The sequence below is a fragment of the Cryobacterium soli genome, assembly GCF_003611035.1.
GTDB classification, from domain to species: Bacteria; Actinomycetota; Actinomycetes; order Actinomycetales; family Microbacteriaceae; genus Cryobacterium; species Cryobacterium soli.
On the sequence record NZ_CP030033.1, the window covers coordinates 2777012 to 2796064 of the forward strand.

At 63.4% G+C, this 19053-nt stretch carries 14 protein-coding genes and 2 pseudogenes; 11 read left to right on the forward strand and 5 right to left on the reverse strand.

What is annotated here, in order from left to right; genetic code table 11:
- Positions 1-27 precede the first annotated feature (27 nt).
- The 11 genes and pseudogenes from DOE79_RS12875 to DOE79_RS12925 all read left to right on the forward strand — a co-directional run bounded on the left by DOE79_RS12875 (position 28) and on the right by DOE79_RS12925 (position 13303).
- Complete coding sequence (locus tag DOE79_RS12875) at positions 28-1221, forward strand: Gfo/Idh/MocA family protein (RefSeq protein WP_120338834.1); 1194 nt, start codon at positions 28-30, stop codon at positions 1219-1221.
- On the forward strand, positions 1218-1922 hold the full coding sequence (locus DOE79_RS12880) for a ThuA domain-containing protein (RefSeq protein ID WP_120338835.1): 705 nt from the start codon (positions 1218-1220) through the stop codon (positions 1920-1922). Before DOE79_RS12875 ends, DOE79_RS12880 begins: the two co-directional genes overlap by 4 nt.
- The gene (locus DOE79_RS12885) at positions 1901-3001 is read left to right on the forward strand and encodes a Gfo/Idh/MocA family protein (RefSeq protein ID WP_120338836.1); all 1101 of its coding nucleotides are present in this window, start codon (positions 1901-1903) and stop codon (positions 2999-3001) included. The genes DOE79_RS12880 and DOE79_RS12885 overlap by 22 nt, the downstream gene beginning before the upstream one ends.
- A gap of 231 nt (positions 3002-3232) precedes the next feature.
- Positions 3233-3754, forward strand: a pseudogene (locus DOE79_RS12890) (recombinase family protein).
- 564 nt (positions 3755-4318) lie between these two features.
- Positions 4319-5260 (forward strand): carbohydrate ABC transporter permease, encoded by a 942-nt coding sequence (locus DOE79_RS12895; protein ID WP_120338838.1) that lies wholly within the window; start codon positions 4319-4321, stop codon positions 5258-5260.
- Positions 5260-6177, forward strand: a complete 918-nt coding sequence (locus tag DOE79_RS12900; RefSeq protein ID WP_120338839.1) for a carbohydrate ABC transporter permease — start codon at positions 5260-5262, stop codon at positions 6175-6177. Before DOE79_RS12895 ends, DOE79_RS12900 begins: the two co-directional genes overlap by 1 nt.
- A gap of 48 nt (positions 6178-6225) precedes the next feature.
- The gene (locus DOE79_RS12905) at positions 6226-7656 is read left to right on the forward strand and encodes an ABC transporter substrate-binding protein (protein ID WP_120338840.1); all 1431 of its coding nucleotides are present in this window, start codon (positions 6226-6228) and stop codon (positions 7654-7656) included.
- A 58-nt stretch (positions 7657-7714) separates the two neighbouring features.
- The gene (locus DOE79_RS12910) at positions 7715-8626 is read left to right on the forward strand and encodes a nucleoside hydrolase (protein ID WP_162942744.1); all 912 of its coding nucleotides are present in this window, start codon (positions 7715-7717) and stop codon (positions 8624-8626) included.
- Complete coding sequence (locus DOE79_RS12915; RefSeq protein ID WP_120338842.1) at positions 8623-9615, forward strand: LacI family DNA-binding transcriptional regulator; 993 nt, start codon at positions 8623-8625, stop codon at positions 9613-9615. Before DOE79_RS12910 ends, DOE79_RS12915 begins: the two co-directional genes overlap by 4 nt.
- A 151-nt stretch (positions 9616-9766) precedes the next feature.
- The gene (locus DOE79_RS12920; protein ID WP_120338843.1) at positions 9767-12406 is read left to right on the forward strand and encodes an alpha-L-rhamnosidase; all 2640 of its coding nucleotides are present in this window, start codon (positions 9767-9769) and stop codon (positions 12404-12406) included.
- A 72-nt stretch (positions 12407-12478) separates the two neighbouring features.
- Positions 12479-13303, forward strand: a pseudogene (locus DOE79_RS12925) (ribokinase).
- A 121-nt stretch (positions 13304-13424) separates the two neighbouring features.
- Here DOE79_RS12925 and DOE79_RS20565 read toward each other — a convergent pair.
- The 5 genes from DOE79_RS20565 to DOE79_RS12950 all read right to left on the reverse strand — a co-directional run bounded on the left by DOE79_RS20565 (position 13425) and on the right by DOE79_RS12950 (position 18914).
- Positions 13425-14693, reverse strand: coding sequence for a hypothetical protein (locus DOE79_RS20565; RefSeq protein WP_162942747.1), 1269 nt, complete (start codon positions 14691-14693; stop codon positions 13425-13427).
- An 841-nt stretch (positions 14694-15534) separates the two neighbouring features.
- Entirely contained in the window at positions 15535-16497 is a 963-nt protein-coding gene (locus DOE79_RS12935) for a sugar kinase (RefSeq protein ID WP_245976927.1), read from the reverse strand.
- Complete coding sequence (gene eda / locus DOE79_RS12940; RefSeq protein WP_120338846.1) at positions 16490-17125, reverse strand: bifunctional 4-hydroxy-2-oxoglutarate aldolase/2-dehydro-3-deoxy-phosphogluconate aldolase; 636 nt, start codon at positions 17123-17125, stop codon at positions 16490-16492. The genes DOE79_RS12935 and eda overlap by 8 nt, the downstream gene beginning before the upstream one ends.
- Positions 17122-17889, reverse strand: coding sequence for an SDR family oxidoreductase (locus tag DOE79_RS12945; protein WP_120338847.1), 768 nt, complete (start codon positions 17887-17889; stop codon positions 17122-17124). Before DOE79_RS12945 ends, eda begins: the two co-directional genes overlap by 4 nt.
- Positions 17886-18914 (reverse strand): zinc-dependent alcohol dehydrogenase, encoded by a 1029-nt coding sequence (locus DOE79_RS12950; protein WP_120338848.1) that lies wholly within the window; start codon positions 18912-18914, stop codon positions 17886-17888. Before DOE79_RS12950 ends, DOE79_RS12945 begins: the two co-directional genes overlap by 4 nt.
- Between the last annotated feature and the right edge of the window lie 139 nt (positions 18915-19053).

The window sequence follows — 19053 nt, forward strand, 5'->3', positions numbered from 1 at the left end:
ACGACGACGTCGAATGAGGAAACACGAATGGCTGAGAAGACTCCGTTGCGGGTGGCGTTGATCGGTACCGCGTTCATGGGCGCGGCGCACTCGCAGGCCTGGCGCACGGCGCCGCGGTTCTTCGATCTGCCCCGGGAACCCGAGCTGGCACTGCTGGTGGGCCGCTCGCCCGAGACCACCGCCGCGCGCGCCGCCACCCTCGGCTGGCAGGAATGGTCCACCGACTGGCGCGAGGCCGTGGCCCGCGACGACATCGACGTGATCGACATCTGCACGCCGGGCGACAGCCACGCCGAGATCGCGCTGGCCGCCCTCGCCGCCGGCAAACACGTTCTCTGCGAGAAGCCGCTGGCCAACTCCGTGGCCGACGCCGAACGGATGACCGACGCCGCCACCCTCGCTGCCGCCCAGGGGGTGCTCGCCATGTGCGGGTTCAGCTACCGGCGCACACCGGCGCTGGCCCTGGCCCGGCGGTTCATCGTCGAGGGCCGGCTGGGCGGCATCCGTCACGTGCGCGCCAGCTACCTGCAGGACTGGCTGCGCGACCCTGACGCCCCGCTCAGCTGGCGGCTCGACAAGTCCCTGGCCGGCTCGGGCGCGCTCGGCGACATCGGCGCGCACAGCATCGACACCGCGCAGTGGCTCACCGGCGAGAGCATCACCTCGGTCTCCGCGACCATGCACACCTTCGTCACCGAACGCCCGCAACGCGCTGCCGCGGCCGGGCTCGGCGGTGTCGCCGATGTACAGGCCGCCCGTGGGCCGGTCACGGTGGACGACGCCGTGGCGTTCACCGCCGCCTTCTCCGGCGGCGCCCTGGGCGTCTTCGAAGCCACCCGCATGGCCACCGGGCGCCGCAACGCCAACCGCATCGAGATCAACGGCGAGACCGGGTCTATCGCGTTCGACTTCGAACGGATGAATGAACTCGAGTACTTCGACGGCCGCGGCACCGACCCAGAAGCCGAGGGGTTCCGCCGCATCGTGGTGACCGACCCCGTGCACCCCTACGTCGCCAACTGGTGGCCGACCGGGCACGGGCTGGGCTACGAGCACCTGTTCACCCATCAGGTGGTGGACTTCGTCACCGCCATCGGCGCCGGAACCGCGCCGTCGCCGAGCTTCGGCGAGGCGTTGGACGTGCAGAGGGTGCTCGCCGCCGTCGAGGCCAGCGCGGGCGCCGCATCCCGAATGACCACAGTGGAACGGAAGGAATCATGACCGACAAGACAGCCCTGATCGTGCGCGGAGGCTGGGACGGCCACCATCCCGTCGCCGCCACCGAGATGTTCCTGCCGTTCCTGGCCGACAACGGTTACGCCGTGCAGATCGAGGAGTCGCCAGAGGTCTACGCCGACGCCGCCACCATGGCCGGCGTCGACCTCATCGTGCAGAGCGTGACCATGTCCGAGATCACGGGGGAACAGGTCGCCGGCCTCCGCGCCGCCGTCGAGGCCGGAACGGGCCTGACCGGCTGGCACGGCGGCATCGCCGACTCCTTCCGCGCCTCGGCCGACTACCTGCAGCTGATCGGCGGCCAGTTCGCCACGCATCCGGGCCGCCCGCCGGCGGAACGCGTCGACGGCGCCCAGGAGAACAACTATCTCGACTACACCGTGGAGATCACCCCGCTCGGCCGCGAACACCCGATCACCGCGGGGCTGGCCGACTTCGACCTCAACACGGAGCAGTACTGGGTGCTGCACGACGACCTCATCGACGTGCTCGCCACCACCACGCATCCGGCGCCCGCCTGGGAACCCTGGCACCGCCCGATCACCTCACCCGCGGTGTGGACCCGGCTCTGGGGAGCGGGTCGACTGGTCGTCACGACACCCGGGCACAGCCCGGAGGTTCTCGCCGACCCGTCCGTGCGCACCATCATCGAGAGGGGCATGTTGTGGGCCACCCGCACCGCCTAGGAATCGTCGGACTCGGCAACATCTCCACCGCCTACCTCGAGACTCTCGTGGGCAGCTCACAGGTGCAGATCACGGCGGTCGCCGACCTCGACGCCGAGCGCGCCCGGGCCGTCGCGGCCACGCTGCCGCAGGCGCGGGCGCTCACCGTGGCGGAGCTCCTGGCCAGCGACGAGGTCGACACCGTGCTCAACCTCACCATCCCGGCCGCGCACGCCGAGATCGCGCTGGCCGCCATCAAGGCGGGCAAGAACGTCTACGGCGAGAAACCCCTGGCCGCGACGATGACGGATGCCCGCGCCATGGTGGCCGCCGCGCTCGCCGCCGGCGTACGCCTGGGCAGCGCCCCCGACACCGTGCTCGGGGAGGGACTGCAGACCGCGCGGCACGCCGTGGACGCCGGCCTGATCGGCCGCCCGCTCGCCGCATCCGCCGTGATGATGACCCCCGGTCACGAGCGCTGGCACCCCAATCCCGACTTCTACTACCAGGCCGGCGGCGGACCGCTGCTGGACATGGGCCCGTACTACGTTGCCGCACTCGTGCACCTGCTCGGGCCGGTGCGGTCGGTGACCGGGGCGTCCAGCCGGCTGCGGAGCGAGCGTACGATCGGGAGCGGCCCGCGGTCCGGAGCGGTGCTCCCGGTGGCCGTCGACACGCACGTGTCGGGGGTGCTGGAGCACGCCAGCGGGGTGCTGTCGACGATCACGACGAGTTTCGACGCCGTGACCACCACGGCTGCTCCGATCGAGGTGCACGGCGAGACCGGCACCCTGTCGGTGCCCGACCCCAACCGGTTCGACGGCGAGACCCGGATCTTCGAGCTCGGCGCCACCGAGTGGCGCCAGCTGCCCGCCGCGGCCGGGTACCGGGATGGATCGCGCGGGGTGGGCCTGGTCGACTTCATCATGGCCACCCCGGCACGGCAGGCCCGCGCCACCGGCGACCTGGCCCTGCACTCCCTCGACGTGATGACGGCCCTGCTGCAGTCGGCGGCCGAGGGGCGGCGGATCGACCTGGGCACCACGACCGAGCGGCCCGAACCGGTGCCGCTGACCGGGCGGGTGGCCTGGCTGCGCTGAGCCGGGCGCGCTCAGCAGCGTCCCTGTACGAAAGAGTCTGTGTTTTCAGGCCTGCACTAACCGGGTGATGCTCGGTCTCCGCCCTGAGACCGTGTCGCTCGAATGACTGAGCCGTGGTGCTCGATTCGGGTGCCAGCGCACACCCGCTCTGAACTGCACCCGAATAATGCCCATTGCCTGGGGGATGCTGCCCGGAGCTGCCTAGTTGGCTACACGCCAGCTTGACGTCAGATCGCGCTGCCCAGCACGCTCGATCAGAACACAGCCCGCTAGCTCGAGGTCTTTGCAGACGAGGCGTCAGGGAAGGATGTGAACCGGCCCGAGCTGGAACGGATGTTCGATTTCGCCCGGGACGGTGACACCGTTCTCGTCCACTCGATGGACCGCCTGGCCCGCAACCTCGATGACCTCCGCGCGATCGTGCGTCGGCTCACGGAAAAGAAGGTGCGGGTCGAGTTCGTCAAAGAACAGCTCACCTTCACTGGCGACGACAATGCCATGGCGATGCTTCTGCTGAATGTGATGGGAGCGTTCGCGGAGTTTGAGAGATCGCCGATCCGTGAACGTCAGCGCGAGGGCATCAACCTGGCGAAGCAGCGAGGCGCATACCGCGGCCGCACACCATCGCTGGACGCCAAGAGCGCTATCGAGCTGCGCGAGAAGGCCGCGGCCGGCCTACCGAAAGCTGCCCTCGCCCGCCACTATGGCGTCAGTCGAGAGACCGTCTATGCGCACCTCTGCGCCGAGGCCTGAACGTCGCATCGTGCACACGACCTTGAACCGCTGACCGCGCGAGGTGGCCTGAACCCGCCGCGGAGACACGCATCAGGCCGTGCAGGCGACCTCGAGGAAAGACAGATCCGGCATACCCCTCGCTGACTCGGACAAGCCCGACCGCTTGTAGCGGATACGAACGTATCCGCTACAAGCGGTCTGACTAGTTGACATAGGCTCGGGTACTTCCCAGAGTGGTTTTTTTGGGTTTGCGCCGTGCCGCAGCGGCTCGCATTTCAGGCATCTCAGCCAGCAAGGTCTCCTGCACGAAAAGGACATTGCTCATGTAATCGCCTTGGACGTGAACGTCGAGGGCGTGGTGGTCGGCTCATTGTTCGATGATGACGAATCGGGTGGGATCATCGATGCCTTGGTGCACGAACGTCGAGGAGGCATCCTTCTTCGGCGTGGGTGGGATCGATGCCGTTGGCCAGGGCGGCACCTAGATCGGCCACTTTCCCAGGCTGGGCTCGAAGAAGCAATTTGCGGTTGGAAGCGTCTTAGGGTTATATTAAATCGATTTAATATCTCAAAGGAGAGAAAATGACAGAGCAGTCGGTTTCGCCGGCGCCAGCAGCTACCCGTAACAGGCGGGGGCGGCGCAGGTTCCCTTGGTACGCATATATTTCTCTCCTTCCCATCGCCGTTGTGCTCGTCGCCTTCCAGTACTACCCAGCGATAAGCGGGATGATCTACTCATTCTTCGACTGGAATCCGGCTGGTTCATCGCCGTTCATCGGGTTCGAGAACTACGCGCGGATGATGAGCGACGAACTGTGGTGGCTGTCCTTCCGCAATCTAGGTGCGATTTTCGCGTTCAGCATCGTCGCGTGGGTGCTTCCGCTGTTGGCAGCAGAGCTCGTCTCATCCGTTCGCAGCCAACGAGCACAATTCATCTACCGCACGCTGCTCATTCTTCCCATGGCGTTCCCGGGAATCGTGACCGCTCTGATCTGGGCGTTCATGTATCAACCGAATCGCGGTCTCTTTAACGAGGCACTCAAATCGATAGGTCTTGGTGCGCTGGCGCGAAACTGGGTGGGCGACCCGAGTCTGGCCCTTATCGCGCTCTTGTTCATCGGATTTCCCTTTATTGCTGGGTTGCCCTTCCTCATCTTCTACACGTCTTTGCAGAACATTCCGAAGGAAGTATTCGAGGCTGCAGACCTAGACGGTGTCGGGCGTGTGCGTCGCGTATGGACTATTGATCTCCCGCTCATGATGACTCAATTGAAGCTCTTGGTTTTTCTCGCAGTCGTTGGGACAGTTCAGTACGGATTCGTAGCCTATGTGGTCACTGGAGGGGGTCCCGACAATGTCACTCTCGTTCCACTGCTCCGTATGTTCGCGGTTGCTTTCCAAGCCCAGGATTGGGGCTATGCGGCCGCGTTGTCGACCACCCTCTTCCTGATCACCCTTGTCTTGAGTTGCGTGATCGTCTTCGTGAAGCGCAAGTCGGACACGTCCGATGTGAGAGGAATGTGATGACGACCCTGAGTCATCTGGATGCAGGGCCGACCGCTCCTGCACAGTTCAAGCCTGAAGGACGGTCTGGTCGCGGACCGTTCGTCTCCCGCGGCAGGGCGCGAAGCCGACGGCAGGCGCCGCTGCACTTAGCCATCATCTTTCTCGTGCTCGTTGGCTTGGCTCCGTATTTGTTCATGCTCACTACTTCAGTAAAAGACAACCAACAGTTTGCAGAGAGCTACTGGCTGCCGGCCTTTCCCTTGCATTTCGAAAACTACTCGACGGCATGGGGGCAGATCTCGCCGTATCTCCTTGCCTCACTGATAGTTGCAGCCGGTTCGATCGTCCTCATCATCGCAATCTCGCTACTCAGCGGATTCATCCTCGCTCGGTATCGTTTCGTCGGCAGGACGTTCTTCTTCACGATGATCGCCGCGCTGATGATGATTCCGGGAATCGCGAGTCTGATTCCGCTCTTCGTAATGGTCCGCGACCTCGGACTGATCAATACGTACTGGGTGCTGATGGTTCCTCACGTCGGCGGTGGAGTGGTACTGGGCACCATTCTCATGAAGACGTTTATTGAGAGTATTCCTCAATCACTGTTCGACGCTGCCCAGATTGATGGAGCCGGTGGTGTGCGCCTTTTCTCATCAATCATGTTGCCTCTCTCCTTGCCGGTCATCGGCACCGTCGGTCTAATCACTATCAACGGAGTGTGGAACGACTTCTTCTGGCCGTTGCTCACAGTCACGGAGAACGAACTGCGCACGGCCTCCGTTGGTCTCCTTTTCTTTCAGTCGCAGACCGGCTCCAACTATGGCCCGATGTTCGCTGGCTATTTGCTGGCAAGCCTGCCTCTCCTTCTGCTTTTCACCTTCCTTTCCAAGTACTTCCTGGCGGGAGTACAGGGAGGGCTACCTGGGTCGCACTGACGCGGCTCGGATTCACGGCACCCGCCCCTTAGCAAGAATGGACACACGATGTATAAAAGAACACCCGCTCTCGCCGGAATTGCACTACTCGGCGTTTCCTCCCTCCTTCTCGCGGGCTGCGCTTCAGGAACCCCTGCAGATGGGTCCGTAGAAATCACGGTCGCGGGCCCAAATCAGTGGAATTCGGAGACCACGACCTTCGGCGCTGGCTGGGACCAGCTGATCGCCGACTTCGAAAAGGCAAACCCAGGAATTCGCGTCAAGACGAACGTGTTGCCAGGAGCGGACTGGTCTCAGACGCTGTCGACTCAATTGTCAGCAGGGACAGCCCCCGAACTAGTCTTCAATCAGGCACCACATAGCCCCGAGCAGATCGTGCCGCTCGATGAGTACCTCAACGAGCCGAATCCTTACGTCGAGGGCAACGAGCGTTGGATTGACGGATTTAGCCAGGCTTACTTCGGCGAGTCGGCCACGCGTGCTCGGAATGCCGCGGGAAATTTCGAGTGGGTTCCGTTCAACCTCGTGATTGCCGGTATGTTCTACAACGCGGATGCCCTTGAGGCCGCCGGAGTAACGGCACCTTTCGAGTCTGTCGGAGATTTGGTTGAAGGTTGCGCGAAGCTGAAGGACGCCGGTTACGACGGTATTGCTGCAGATCGCGGACCGCTCACGTCGACGTGGATCTTCAACACGATCAGCTCCGCGCTGCTTGACAAGTACCAGAACAAGCTCAACCAGTTTGATGCGGAGGGCAATCCGGGAACCGCTGCCGAAGTCACACAGAAGAGCCTGGCAATGGCGTACCTCACTGGCGAGCTTGACCCGACGACGACACCAGAGTTTGGTGAGAGCCTCCGGTTGTTGAAGGAGGTATACGACGCTTGCATGACGCCGAACTGGTCAGGAATCAACGGTGGGGGCGCTTTCCACGGTGCAGAGGATTTCCTCAGCGGGCGTGCAGCAATCGCGTGGGGTTCCAACTTCTCCGCGCCGGCACTTGACGTAGTCGATTGGGAATGGGGCACCTTCGGGTTCCCTGACGTATCTAAGGAGGACTCGACCTACTCCGACGGCACCCCGTCGCGCTTCGGTGCAGCTCCCGGCGGCACCAGCTACATGATTCCCGCCACGACCAAGGGGGACAAGCTGGACGCCGCAGTAAAATTCATGCAGTTCATCACGTCCCCGAACGCGCAGGGGTGGCTTGACTCATCCGGCGGAATCCCTTCGACCAATGACACCGTCGAAGCACCTGGTCTTGAGGGGCTCACATCTGGCGAATGGGCTCTAACTCCCGTTGTCAAGGACATCGGTATTAGCTCGAAAGCTCAAGGCGGCCTCCCTGACTTCAGCGGGTTCCTCCTAGGAACCAAGACCGAGGCAAAGCAGCTTGAGGAACTGAAAGCCGACTTCATCCTGTGGGCTCACGAGCTCGCAGCTGATGGAGGATGGACAGAGGACTGGGCCCAGAACTGAAGTCCGGGGTGTGGGCCGAGCATCTGGGCCTACACCCCACTACCTGGAGACTGAAACAATGCCAGCAAGAGTCATTATCGACACTGATTTCCACATGGATGTGGACGATGTCGGAGCCCTCGCAGTGGCGCACGCACTTGCGGACCGCGGAGATCTGAACGTCCTCGCCGTTATGCTCAACACGCCAAGCGAATGGGGAGCACCTGCCATTGACATTGTCAATCGCTGGGCCGGTCGCCGTCTACCGATAGGTGTGCTCCCGCAGACGAATGACGCAGTCCCCGATCCCGAGTATGCGATGGCTCTCGTCGCCAGATTCGGTGCAGCGGTGGACCTGCCAACCGAACCCGCTGTGGCACTCTATCGGCGCCTTCTCTCTCAAGCTGAGCCAGCCTCGCTCACCCTGGTATCGATCGGGTTCTTTGATAACCTCATGGCACTACTCGACAGCGAGGCCGATGACATCGCCCCGCAAACTGGTCGTGAGCTGATCCGCTTGGCCGTCAGGCGAACCGTGGTGATGGGAGGAGTCTTTCCTCAGGGGCGCGAGTTTAATTTCGTGGGCCATGTCGCGCTAACGCATCGTTTTCTGGAGGACTGGCCAGTGAGCGTCGACTTTGTCGGGTTCGAAGTAGCCGCTGGACTCATCACAGGCTCCGATCTTTCCTCCGTGCTTGGCCCCAACCATCCGGTCGCTTTTGCTTACGCGACCTACAACAGTGGAGAGGGTGGACGAGATAGCTGGGATCCGCTCACCGTCCTCGTTGCTTCGGAAACCGAGACGTATGTCTGGAGTGAGCCGTGTCGGGTGAGCATCGATGCCGATGGCGTTGACACCTTCGAATTCACTGCCGTGGGGCCGCATCGCATAATGCTCCCTCTTAGCGATCCCGCGACCACATCCGCCAAAATCGATGACCTATTGGCGAGTAGCCGCAGTTCGTCTCTCGGGTATGGTGGCCACTTGTGAAAGACACCAAACTGGCAGAGGTCGCGCGTCTCGCGGGAGTGTCACCGGGCACCGTTTCGAACGCCTTCAATCGTCCTAATGTCGTGGCGGCCGAAACGATTACCCGAATCATGGATGCCGTTGCAGAACTCAACTACGTACCCAACGGGGCCGCACGCCAGCTGCGCGTGGGTTCGAGTAGCACCATCGGTCTCGTCTTGCACGACCTGGGGAGCCCGTTTCTTGCCTCGCTCGCTGAGGGAGCAGAGGAACACGCGAGTGGGCGAGGTTTCTCGCTGCTGATCGCGACAACCAACCGGTCACCCGACAAGCAGCGCGGCTATTTGGAGTTGTTCGAAGAGCAGCGGGTGAAAGGTATTCTCCTTCAGCCCAATGGGCTTCCCCAGGACTCGTTGGAGCGGCTAAAACTCCGCGGGATTCCGGTGGTCCTTCTCGACCCGCCCCCCTCTGACGCCAACATCTCCTCCGTATCTGGCGACGACTTCGAGGGGGGACGAATAGCTGCACGCCACTTGCTTGAGATCGGCTGCCGCCGGATTCTTGTCCTTCCCGGTCCGACTGGAGTGCGCTCGTTCGACGAGCGCGAGTTAGGGGCGAAGGAAGAGATCGACCGAGTTCCGGGCGCATCGTGTTTCACATCGCGAAGCGACACCACGATGACCGCGGGGCGGGCGGCAGGAGAACAACTCACTCGCGAAGGCGGGTTCGACGGCGTCTTTGCTGGCACCGACATGATTGCCCTTGGTGTCTTGCAGGCGCTCGCCCAGCACGGCGTGAGTGTGCCGAACGACGTTGCAGTGATCGGTTACGACGACATTGAGATCGCGAGTGTGGCAACAGTCCCCCTTAGCTCGGTCCGGCAGCCGGCCCGACGGATGGGCCAGACCGCGATCGACCTGCTCTTCGAGCGCTTCGATGCTCCTTCATCAGCGCGTCATCAGGTTGTTTTCCGCCCCGAGCTGGTTGTGCGGAGTTCAACTCGGAGGTAGCCGCTCGGCGAGATGCCTGCTATCGAGCACCCGAGGTGAGCTGACGCCAATTGACGGTGATGAACCGTATTGCAGCATCTGCGAACCACCGATATAAAACGATTTAATCGCTTGACCCACTAACACCGGCCATGTTTATGAAAAGGAAATCATGCTCACCGCGTACTCACTATCCGTCGACGGACTTCACCGGCAAACGGCGGACGGATTGCAGTTGCGGTTCCGTTGGCGTCTTCGCGGCAAGCGGCCCGGTGCAAACCAGGGAGCATTTCGGATAACTATTGGCCAATCTCAATCACTCTCTGCGGGGACGGGTAAAACATGGACGAGCGGATGGATCGAAACCGACGAGGTAGCACTTGAAGAGACCATCCCGTTGGCTGCAGGCGACTCCTACGTCGCCGCGCTGGAGATTCGGGACGATCTGGGGGAAGACGGTACCGGCGAGAGCCTTTGCTTCATTACGGGACCGGATATCGATACCTGGTCAGCTGCATGGATAGGCCGCAATCCCGAGCCGGCCGCGGCGGGAACAAACGTGGGAGTCCCGCTCGATTTAGGTCGCAGCTGGCAAACGATGTACTCACAACCAGCGCTTCAGCTGAGGCGGTCATTCATCCTGGCCGAGATCCCCATTTTCGGTGTTCTTCATGTCTCTGCGCGCGGTGTTCATCGAAGTTTGGTGAATGGGACAAGGGTGAGCGATCACGAGCTTGCTCCAGGATGGACCGACTATCAGACACGAATCGAAGTCGATTCCCATGACGTCACGTCTCTTCTTCGCAAGGGGGAGAATGTGCTCGCGGCCGAGGTGTCCGATGGGTGGTGGAGTGGCTATTTAGGTTTTGACACACGAAACCACGCACAGCAGTATGGGGTCGCGCCGCAGTTCACCGCGACGCTCGATCTCACTTTCGAAGACGGATCGCGCAAGCGTATTGAGTCCGACGGCGAATGGACCGAGCAACCTGGTCACATTGTTGCAGCAGACCTTTTGATGGGTGAATATCATGACCTCGGCCTCGAAACGCTGGGATGGTCGGGACCCGGCTATGACTCAAGCGGCTGGCGGCCTGCGGTGGTGCTGGCTCAAGATACATCTATGCTGGCGGTCGCTTCAGGCCCACGGGTTCGCGAACTGGATGTGCTCAGCGCCTTAAGCGTGACCGCGAACGGCGACGCCTGGGTGGCGGACTTTGGTCAGAATCTTGTTGGCCGCGTACGCATCCGACTGCGAGACCAGAAGGTCGGGACGATCGTCCGTATTCGGCATGGCGAAATGCTCGACGGAGACTCCGTATATACCGCGAACCTCCGGACCGCGGAGGCGACTGACATCGTGGCCATCGGTGCGAGTGGTGAGGGCGAAATTGAATTTGAGCCGAGGCACACGGTCCATGGCTTCCGTTACGCCTCCATTGAGGGTGTCGCTGGGGGCATAACGGCAGACGATGTCGAGGCGATAGTTATAGGGTCGGATCTCCCAACCACCGGATCGTTCGAGTCCTCTTCGTCGCTTATCAACCAGCTCTATAGCAACATCCGGTGGGGGCAGAGGGGCAATTTTGTAAGCGTTCCCACGGATTGTCCTCAACGTGACGAGCGACTGGGGTGGACTGCCGATACGCAGATATTTGCGCCGACAGCACTATTCAACTCTGATGCATCGACGTTCTTGGAGCGATGGCTCATCGACCTGCGCAGCGCCCAGCGAACTGATGGGTCTGTACCCGACGTTATCCCAGTCCCACCCTCGACATCGATCTTTGATTGGGGTGCTCCTGCATGGGGAGATGCGGCAGTGCTTGTGCCGTGGGCAATCTACCGAGCTGGCGGGGACGTCAAGGTTCTAGAAGACTCCCTTGAGAGCATGAGGCTGTGGAGCGACTACGTCGCGGAGCGTGCTCCGGAAGGGGTGTGGGACGCAAGGCTTGGCAACAACTACGGAGACTGGCTATCTGTGGATGCAGACACCTCCAAAACTCTTGTTGCGACTGCATACTTCGCTCGTGTGTCTGAACTAGCCGGTCGGGCCGCTGATGCTGTCGGGGCATTGAGTCTGGCGGAGACTTTCCGTGAGCGGGCAGAACGAGCTAGGGCTGGGTTCCAGAACACCTTCGTGGTCTCGACAGGACTTGCCGAGCCAACGCAGACCGGATGCCTGATGGCGCTCGCCTGGGACCTTCTCCCGGAGGAGTTGGTTCCATTCGTGCTCGGTCAGCTCGTTGAGGATCTCGAGGGACGCGACCGAAGGTTGACGACCGGCTTCCTCGGAGTCGCTCTCCTATGCCCCGTGCTCGCAGAGCATGGAAGAGCCGACTTGGCCTACGCGGTCCTTCTTCAAGAGGAGTATCCGTCCTGGGGCTACTCGATCAAGCACGGTGCGACGACGATATGGGAACGATGGGATGGTTGGACTGAACATCGGGGCTTTCAGACAGTTGCAATGAACTCGTTCAACCACTACTCACTCGGTTCGGTGGGCGAATGGCTGTACCGTGGCGCCGCCGGCATCGACCAAGCTTCGGACGATGCCGGATTCCGCGAACTCAGGATCAGGCCACATTTCACGGACAAGCTCGAGCGCGTCTCTGCAGGGTTTGAGTCGACCCGAGGTCTAATTCGAAGTGAATGGGCCCGCAACGAACAGTCCGGTGTAGAACTTTCGGTGGAAGTGCCACCAGGCTGTCGCGCGACGGTAGTTCTTCCCGGCGAAGAGATCCAGGTGGGCAGTGGCTCACATGTGTTTAACTTCGCTCTCCCGTTGGTCGACGCACCGGTGCAGCAGTGAACGCGATCCCCAGGATCGATCAATCAGGACGAGGTGTACGTCGTCTCGAGCTTGCCTCAACCCGGAGAAACTGTGCTGAGTCGAGACCGGCGCATGCAACTGGGAGGGAAAGGGGCCAATCAAGCGGTCGCGGCAAGCAGGCTAGGCGCGCAAGTGGTGATGGTTGCATCGGTGGGAGCCGATCTCCCCGGAGAAAGCGCCATCGAGCGACTGGCTCGTGAGGGCGTCAATTCTGCTGGAGTTCGGCGTTATGCGGCAAGCTTCACTGGAAGCGCTGTCGTTGTCGTCGAGAAATCTGGTGAAAATCTGATCGTTGTTGACTCAGGTGCTAACCACGCCGATCCGACGATCGCGACTCGTGCGGCAGAGGTGATGGGGGCGCGAGACCTGGTCGTTCTGCAGGGCGAATTGTCTGAGCGATGTACGCAAAGCGTGATCGAAAGCACGAAAACACTAGGTGCCCGAGTATTGCTGAACCTCGCTCCCGTCCAGTCGGTCGCTGCTGCCTCGTTAGGAGCGGTCGACCCTCTCGTGGTCAACGAAGGAGAGGCCAGGGGGCTGGCGACGAAATTTGGGTGTGCGAACAGGGACAGCATTGAGGTCGTGTTGCAGTATCTGCTTGGGTTCTGTCCGGCGGTTGTCATCACGCGCGGAGGCGATGGAGTCATCGTCGGGGACTCATCCGGCATTGTTTAGATCGCGGCGGAGCAGGTGTCCGTCGCCGACACGACTGGGGCGGGGGATGCATTTGTGGGCGGGTTAGCGGTGGCCCTCCTAGAGGGGGTGTCGCTGCGTCACGCCGCGCGGTTCGCAAATCATGTTGCTGCGCACGCGGTTTCGCACGTGGGTGCGATGGATGCCTATCCGATGCGGCGAGACCTCACAATATCCAGTTGATCACAACTGGACACTTCAGTGCTGATCGCCTGGCCTCTCCCCTTGGAGCCCATCGAGGAGAGGCCGGGCAATTGTGCGTATCGGGATGGCGCATGCGCGAGTGACGCCGCGCCGTCCCGGGTCAGGTCACCGTGAATCGCACATCGTCAACGAAGAACTTCGAGACCCAGGGAGCGGTTGAACCGACGGCACGGAAACCGATCTCGATCTCGGTCACCTTGTTTCGAGCCGGCCAGCCGACAAGGTCGATCGAGATTGACTGCCAGGATCCACCCGGAGATAGCACCGTCACGGTGCGTGACGACCCATCTTGAGCTCGGACGGTCACTACGGCTTCGTAGTCCGTGGCACCGGGTGCACCGCCCCAATGATCCAGACTGAGTCGAAGATATCTGTGCTGGGAGGCGTCGACCGGTCGCTCAAAGGTGCGGATGACCTTTCGCCAAGTCGCGCCAGCGACAGCTGAGGACTCTGCAGAAAGCAGCTTTGCCCCCGTTGAAGCGGCAGGAATCGAAGCGGGTGAGGAGGGGAAGACCGAGGTTGCGGTCGCGGTTCCGCTTCCTGGCAACCATCCTTCGGTCCCGGTTTCGAAGCCGCCGAGAGGCACTTGCGAATCGACGAGACCAAGCGGGAAAGGGTCGTGTGCCTTGTAGGCCGTTATGTAATCAGTCAGGTAGTCGAGATATCGAGATCCCAACGGGCCCGATGATGGTTCGATGTCGCGGCTGTACTCGTTCGTGAAGTTGTCAACGAACTGGGTCTGACCGGACCCGTTCTCGAACCGTTGCGCGATCCACTCATTCCACCACGTGACAGTGACGATTTTCGGACGCACATCGAATGCTCGTTGCCACTGACTCGCGAAGGTTGTCCCCCCTCGTCGGGGCGTCGCGGTTAACGGATGTGACATATAGCTTTCCTGGAACGCGGTGGCAACGGTCACCTGTTCTGGCATTCCTCCTGTCATCGCCACCTGCTGCGGATGCGGCTGGAGGAAAGACCACTCACTTGACCCCAGAGATGGCTGCAGACCCCACATCTTTCTTTGGGTGAAGGTGGTTGCCAGGCTCGTTGGCACTACATCTGTAGCCAGCATCAGCGGTTTCCCACCCCATTCAACGAACAGCTCGTCATACGTGCCTGGAGCGTAGAACTCGTCTCGAATCCCGATCCCTGCGAATGCCGGGTCCGGTTCAGCCGAGCTGGTTCTGTTCCAGAAGACCACGTGAGGAGTGTCTAGCCCTTCGGCGCGCATTGTCAGCATCTCGTCGAGCAGAATTCGAACGGGGTCGAGGAACAGCTGGTCGTAGTAGGCCGAGGGCCAGGTGCTGTCGGCATTTGAGTTGTCGACAATGATGAAGTCCACACCCGCCGATTCCAGCTGCGCCATGTGTCGGCGGATGACCGCGCGATCATCGGAGCGGTAATAGCCGCCAGCGGGCTGACCCCAATAGTGAAATGCACCTAATGGCCCCCAGCTTGGGACCAATCCCGCTGAGTTGGCGGCGTTGAAAATCGCACTGATGTCTGGTGGGTTTGGAGTTCAAGAGCTGGGAACGACGGGATTGAACCATACCGAGTAGAGGATCGAAACCATGTCGTCGCGATCGGTGATGTCCAGCGGGGAGGAGTCCGATATCGCAGTCGATGCTGGGGTGGTTTCACCTCCTGCGGAAAAAGGCCCGACTAGCGGGCTGGCAGTGATCAAAGCCAAACTGACCATTGTTGCAGCGAGTCTTCGTTGTCTCATGCGCCATCCAATCCATTGATTAAATCGATTTAACAAATTGCGATCTGACATTATCTAGAAAACGTCACGAAGGGAAGGCATCACCGGCTTCCCGGTCCTTGCCTTGTTCCAGGCTTCGTAGCGATCACCGTGATGTTCTCGGTAATGATCTTCTCAACGTGCTTCGCCACGAGCTTCCTCGCTGAGGTCTTACCGAGCTGCCACTCGAGATACTCAGCGACCGCGGCCTTCTCGGCGGTCAGTGGATCGGCGCATTATGCATCGGGTACCTTACGGCGCGACGAACTGCGGCATACGATGCCAAGCTGCGCGACGCTGCGCTCTCCTCGGGAAACGTCGTCTCCGGACTGCTCGGCGCCGGAGTTGTCGCCAGCTGACCGTTGCGACTTCGTCAAAACTGACATAATCATTATTTTCGGCAGAAGGTCCAGACCTCACAGCGGTCTCCGATCCGGATGCCTCGAGCCAACGTATCTGAAGCTCAGCGGGTCACCGGCTCGCTCTGGTGCAGCAGAGCGAGCTCGTGCCGGCGCGGCATGCCCTCCCAGTCCCCGGGCGTGAGGCAGGCGAACGCGCCCGTGGTCACGGCCGTGCGCAACCGCTCGGCCACGGGCAAGCCCGCCACCAGCTCGGCCAGGTACCCGGCCACGAACGCGTCACCGGCTCCCACGGTGTCCACCACCCGCACCGGAACGGCGGTTTGACGGTGCTCGGTGCCGTCGACTAGGGCGAGGCAGCCCTCGGCGCCGAGCTTGATGAGCACCTGGTCGGGGCCGAGCGCGGCGATCGACCGGGCGAGGTCGGCGGCTGAGGCGGTCTCGTCGGCGCCGGTGAGGAGCCGGGCTTCGTCTTCGCCGGCGAAGACCATCGACGAGGCTGCGGCGACCTCACGGTAGGCGGCGGCGGCATCCCGGCCGCGCCAGAGTGAGTCCCGATGGTTCACGTCGAACGACACGGGCACCCCGGCCGCCCGGGCGCGGGCCACGGCGGACAGCACCGTGTCCCTGGCGCTGTCGGAGAGGGCGAGGCTGATGCCGGTCACGTGCAGCAGGGCGGCCTCCTCGATGAGGCCGGGCGCCACATCCGCCGGCGTCAGGCGGCTGCCGGCGCTGCCGGACCGGTAGTACCAGACCTTGACAGTGTCGCTCGTGCGGCGCTCCTTGATCATCAGCCCGGTGGGGGCCTCCGAGTCGACCGTGCCGTGTACGTCCAGCCCCTCGGCCCGCAGCTCGCGCAGCACCTTCTCGCCCAGGCTGTCGGCACCCACCCGGCCCACCCAGCTGACCGGGGTGCCGAGCCGGGCCAGCGCGATCGCCAGGTTGCTCTCGGCGCCGCCGATGCCCAGCGCGAGCTCATGCACATGCGCCAGCGGCGCCGGCGTCTCGGCGCGGAGCAGCGCCATGGTCTCGCCGAGCGTCACGACCCCGCCGGTGCGCTCAGCCACGGGGCACCGCCAGGGCGTCGACGGTGCGGCGGCAGAGCGCGGTGATCTCGGCAAACCGGCCGGCGCCGATCAACGCGCGCGGCACCATCCAGCTGCCGCCGACGGCGAAGACCGACGGATGCGCCAGGTAGTCGGAGGCGTTCTCGGCCGTGACCCCGCCGCTGGGCATGAAGCGCATGCCGGGGAACGGGCCGGCCAGGGCGTTGAGCATGCCCAGACCGCCGAGCGCCCCGGCAGGGAAGAACTTGACCGCGACGAGGCCGGCGGCCGCTGCGGCCTGCAGTTCGGTGGCCGTGGCCACACCGGGCAGCACCGTCACCCCGAGCCGCTGCGCGCGGTGCACCACATCGAGGCCGAGCCCGGGGCTCACCACGAACCGGGCCCCCGCGGCCACGGCCTCGTCGGTCTGCGCCGCCGTGAGCACGGTGCCTGCGCCCACGAGGATGTCGTCACGGTGCGCGAGCGCCTGCACGGCGGCCAGGCCGGCCGGGGTGCGGAGGGTGATCTCGGCGCAGTCGATGCCGCCGGCCAGGAGCGCGTCGGCCAGCGGCCCGGCGTCGGCCGCGTCGTCGAGCACGATCACGGGCACGATGCGCGCGACCGCGAGCCGGTCGAGCACGCCGGTCACCGGCCCAGCCAACCGCCGTCAACCGGCAGCACGATGCCCGACACGTAGTCGGCGGCACTGCTGGCCAGGAAGACCGTGGCCCCGCCCAGGTCGTCGGCGCGGCCCCAACGGCCCGCCGGGATGCGCTCGAGGATCGACCGCGACCGGTCGGCGTCATCTTGCAGCGCCTGCGTGTTGTCGGTGGCGATGTAGCCGGGCGCGATGGCGTTCACGGTCACGCCCTGGCCGGCCCATTCGTTGGACAGCGCCCGGGTGAGGCCGGCGATGGCCGACTTGGATGCGGCATAACCGGGCACGGTGACGCCGCCCTGGAAGCTGAGCAGCGACACCGTGAAGATGATCTTGCCGCGCCCGCGGGCGAGCATGCTGCGGCCCACGGCCTGGCTGAGCACGAACTGGCTCGACAGGTTCACCTCGAGCACCCGGTCCCACGAGTCCAGCGGATGCACCGCCGCCGGCGCCCGCTCGATGGTGCCGGCATTGTTCACCAGCACGTCGACGGGCCGCTCGAGCCCCTCCAACCAGCCGGCGAACTCGAGCACGGCGGCCCGGTCGGCGAAGTCCACGGCGCGCGCCGTGAACGAACGGCCGAGCGCGGTGACCCGCTGCTCGATGGCGCTGCCGGAGGCTTCGAGCGTGGCGCTCACCCCGATGATGTCGGCGCCGGCCGCCGCGAGGGCCTCGGCCATGGCGAAACCGATGCCGCGCTTGGCGCCGGTGACCACCGCGAGAGTGCCGGTGAGGTCGAAGGGTGAGGTGCTCATGCGCGGGCCTCGCTCTGGCAGTCGATGAGGATCTTCATGGCCTGGCCGCTGGCCAGCGCTTCGAAGGCGGCGGCGGTGCGGGTGATCGGTTCGATCCGGGTGATCATCAGGTCGGCCGGGATCACGCCGCGGGTGAGCAACTCCACCGCGGTCTCGTAGTCGGCCCGCTGGTAGACCCGGGCGCCGATGATGGTGAGTTCCCGCCAGAACACCCGCTGCAGGTTCACCGGCCGGGGGTCGGGGTGGATGGCGACGATCACCAGCCGCCCCCGTACCCGGGCCAGGTCGGTGGCGCCCAGCACCGCGGCCGCGGCGCCGGAGACCTCGAACACCACATCGGCGCCGGCGCCGCCGGTCCACTCGGTGACCCAGGCCACCTGGTCGACGGCGCGGGGGTCGAGCACCTCGAAACCGAGGTCGGCGATGGCCTGCCTGCGGGCGGCATCCAGCTCGATCACCACGACCTCGCCGCCGAACTCGCGGGCCGTCGTGGCGATGAGCACGCCGATGGGGCCGCCCCCGATCACGACGGCCTTCTCGCCGGGCACGAGGCCGGATCGGCGCACGTCGTGCACCGACACGGCCACGGGCTCCACCAGGGCCGCGTGGTCCAGGCGCAGAGTGGCGGGCAGCGCCACGAGCACCTCGGCGGGTACGTTCCAGTACTCCTGCAGCGCACCGGGGGAGTCGATGCCGATGAAATCGAGGTTCTGGCAGATGTGCTCGTTGCCGGCCAGGCAGGCCGGGCAGGTGCCGTCCCAGGCCAGCGGCATGACGGTCACGGCGTCGCCCACGTTCCAGCCGTGCACAGCTTCGCCGACGGCGGCGATGGTGCCGCTCATCTCGTGGCCGATGATGGCGGGCGTGGTCACCCGCTGGTCCATGTGGCCGTGCAGGATGTGCAGGTCGGTGCCGCAGATGCCCGCGTAGGCCACCTTGATCTGAACCATGCCGGCGGCCGGAGCTGCAGGCTCGGCCTCGCGCACATCGATGGTCTGGTTGCCGACGTAACTGGCAGTGAACACAAGATCTCCTTTGATCCTCGGGGTCTGGGCGACTTTCAGGCTAGCCCATTCAACGCTAATAGGTCGGATGAATATTCTCGCCCCGACAATGATTGCTTCGAGGCTACAGGTGCGACTACGATCTGAACAAACGATTGAG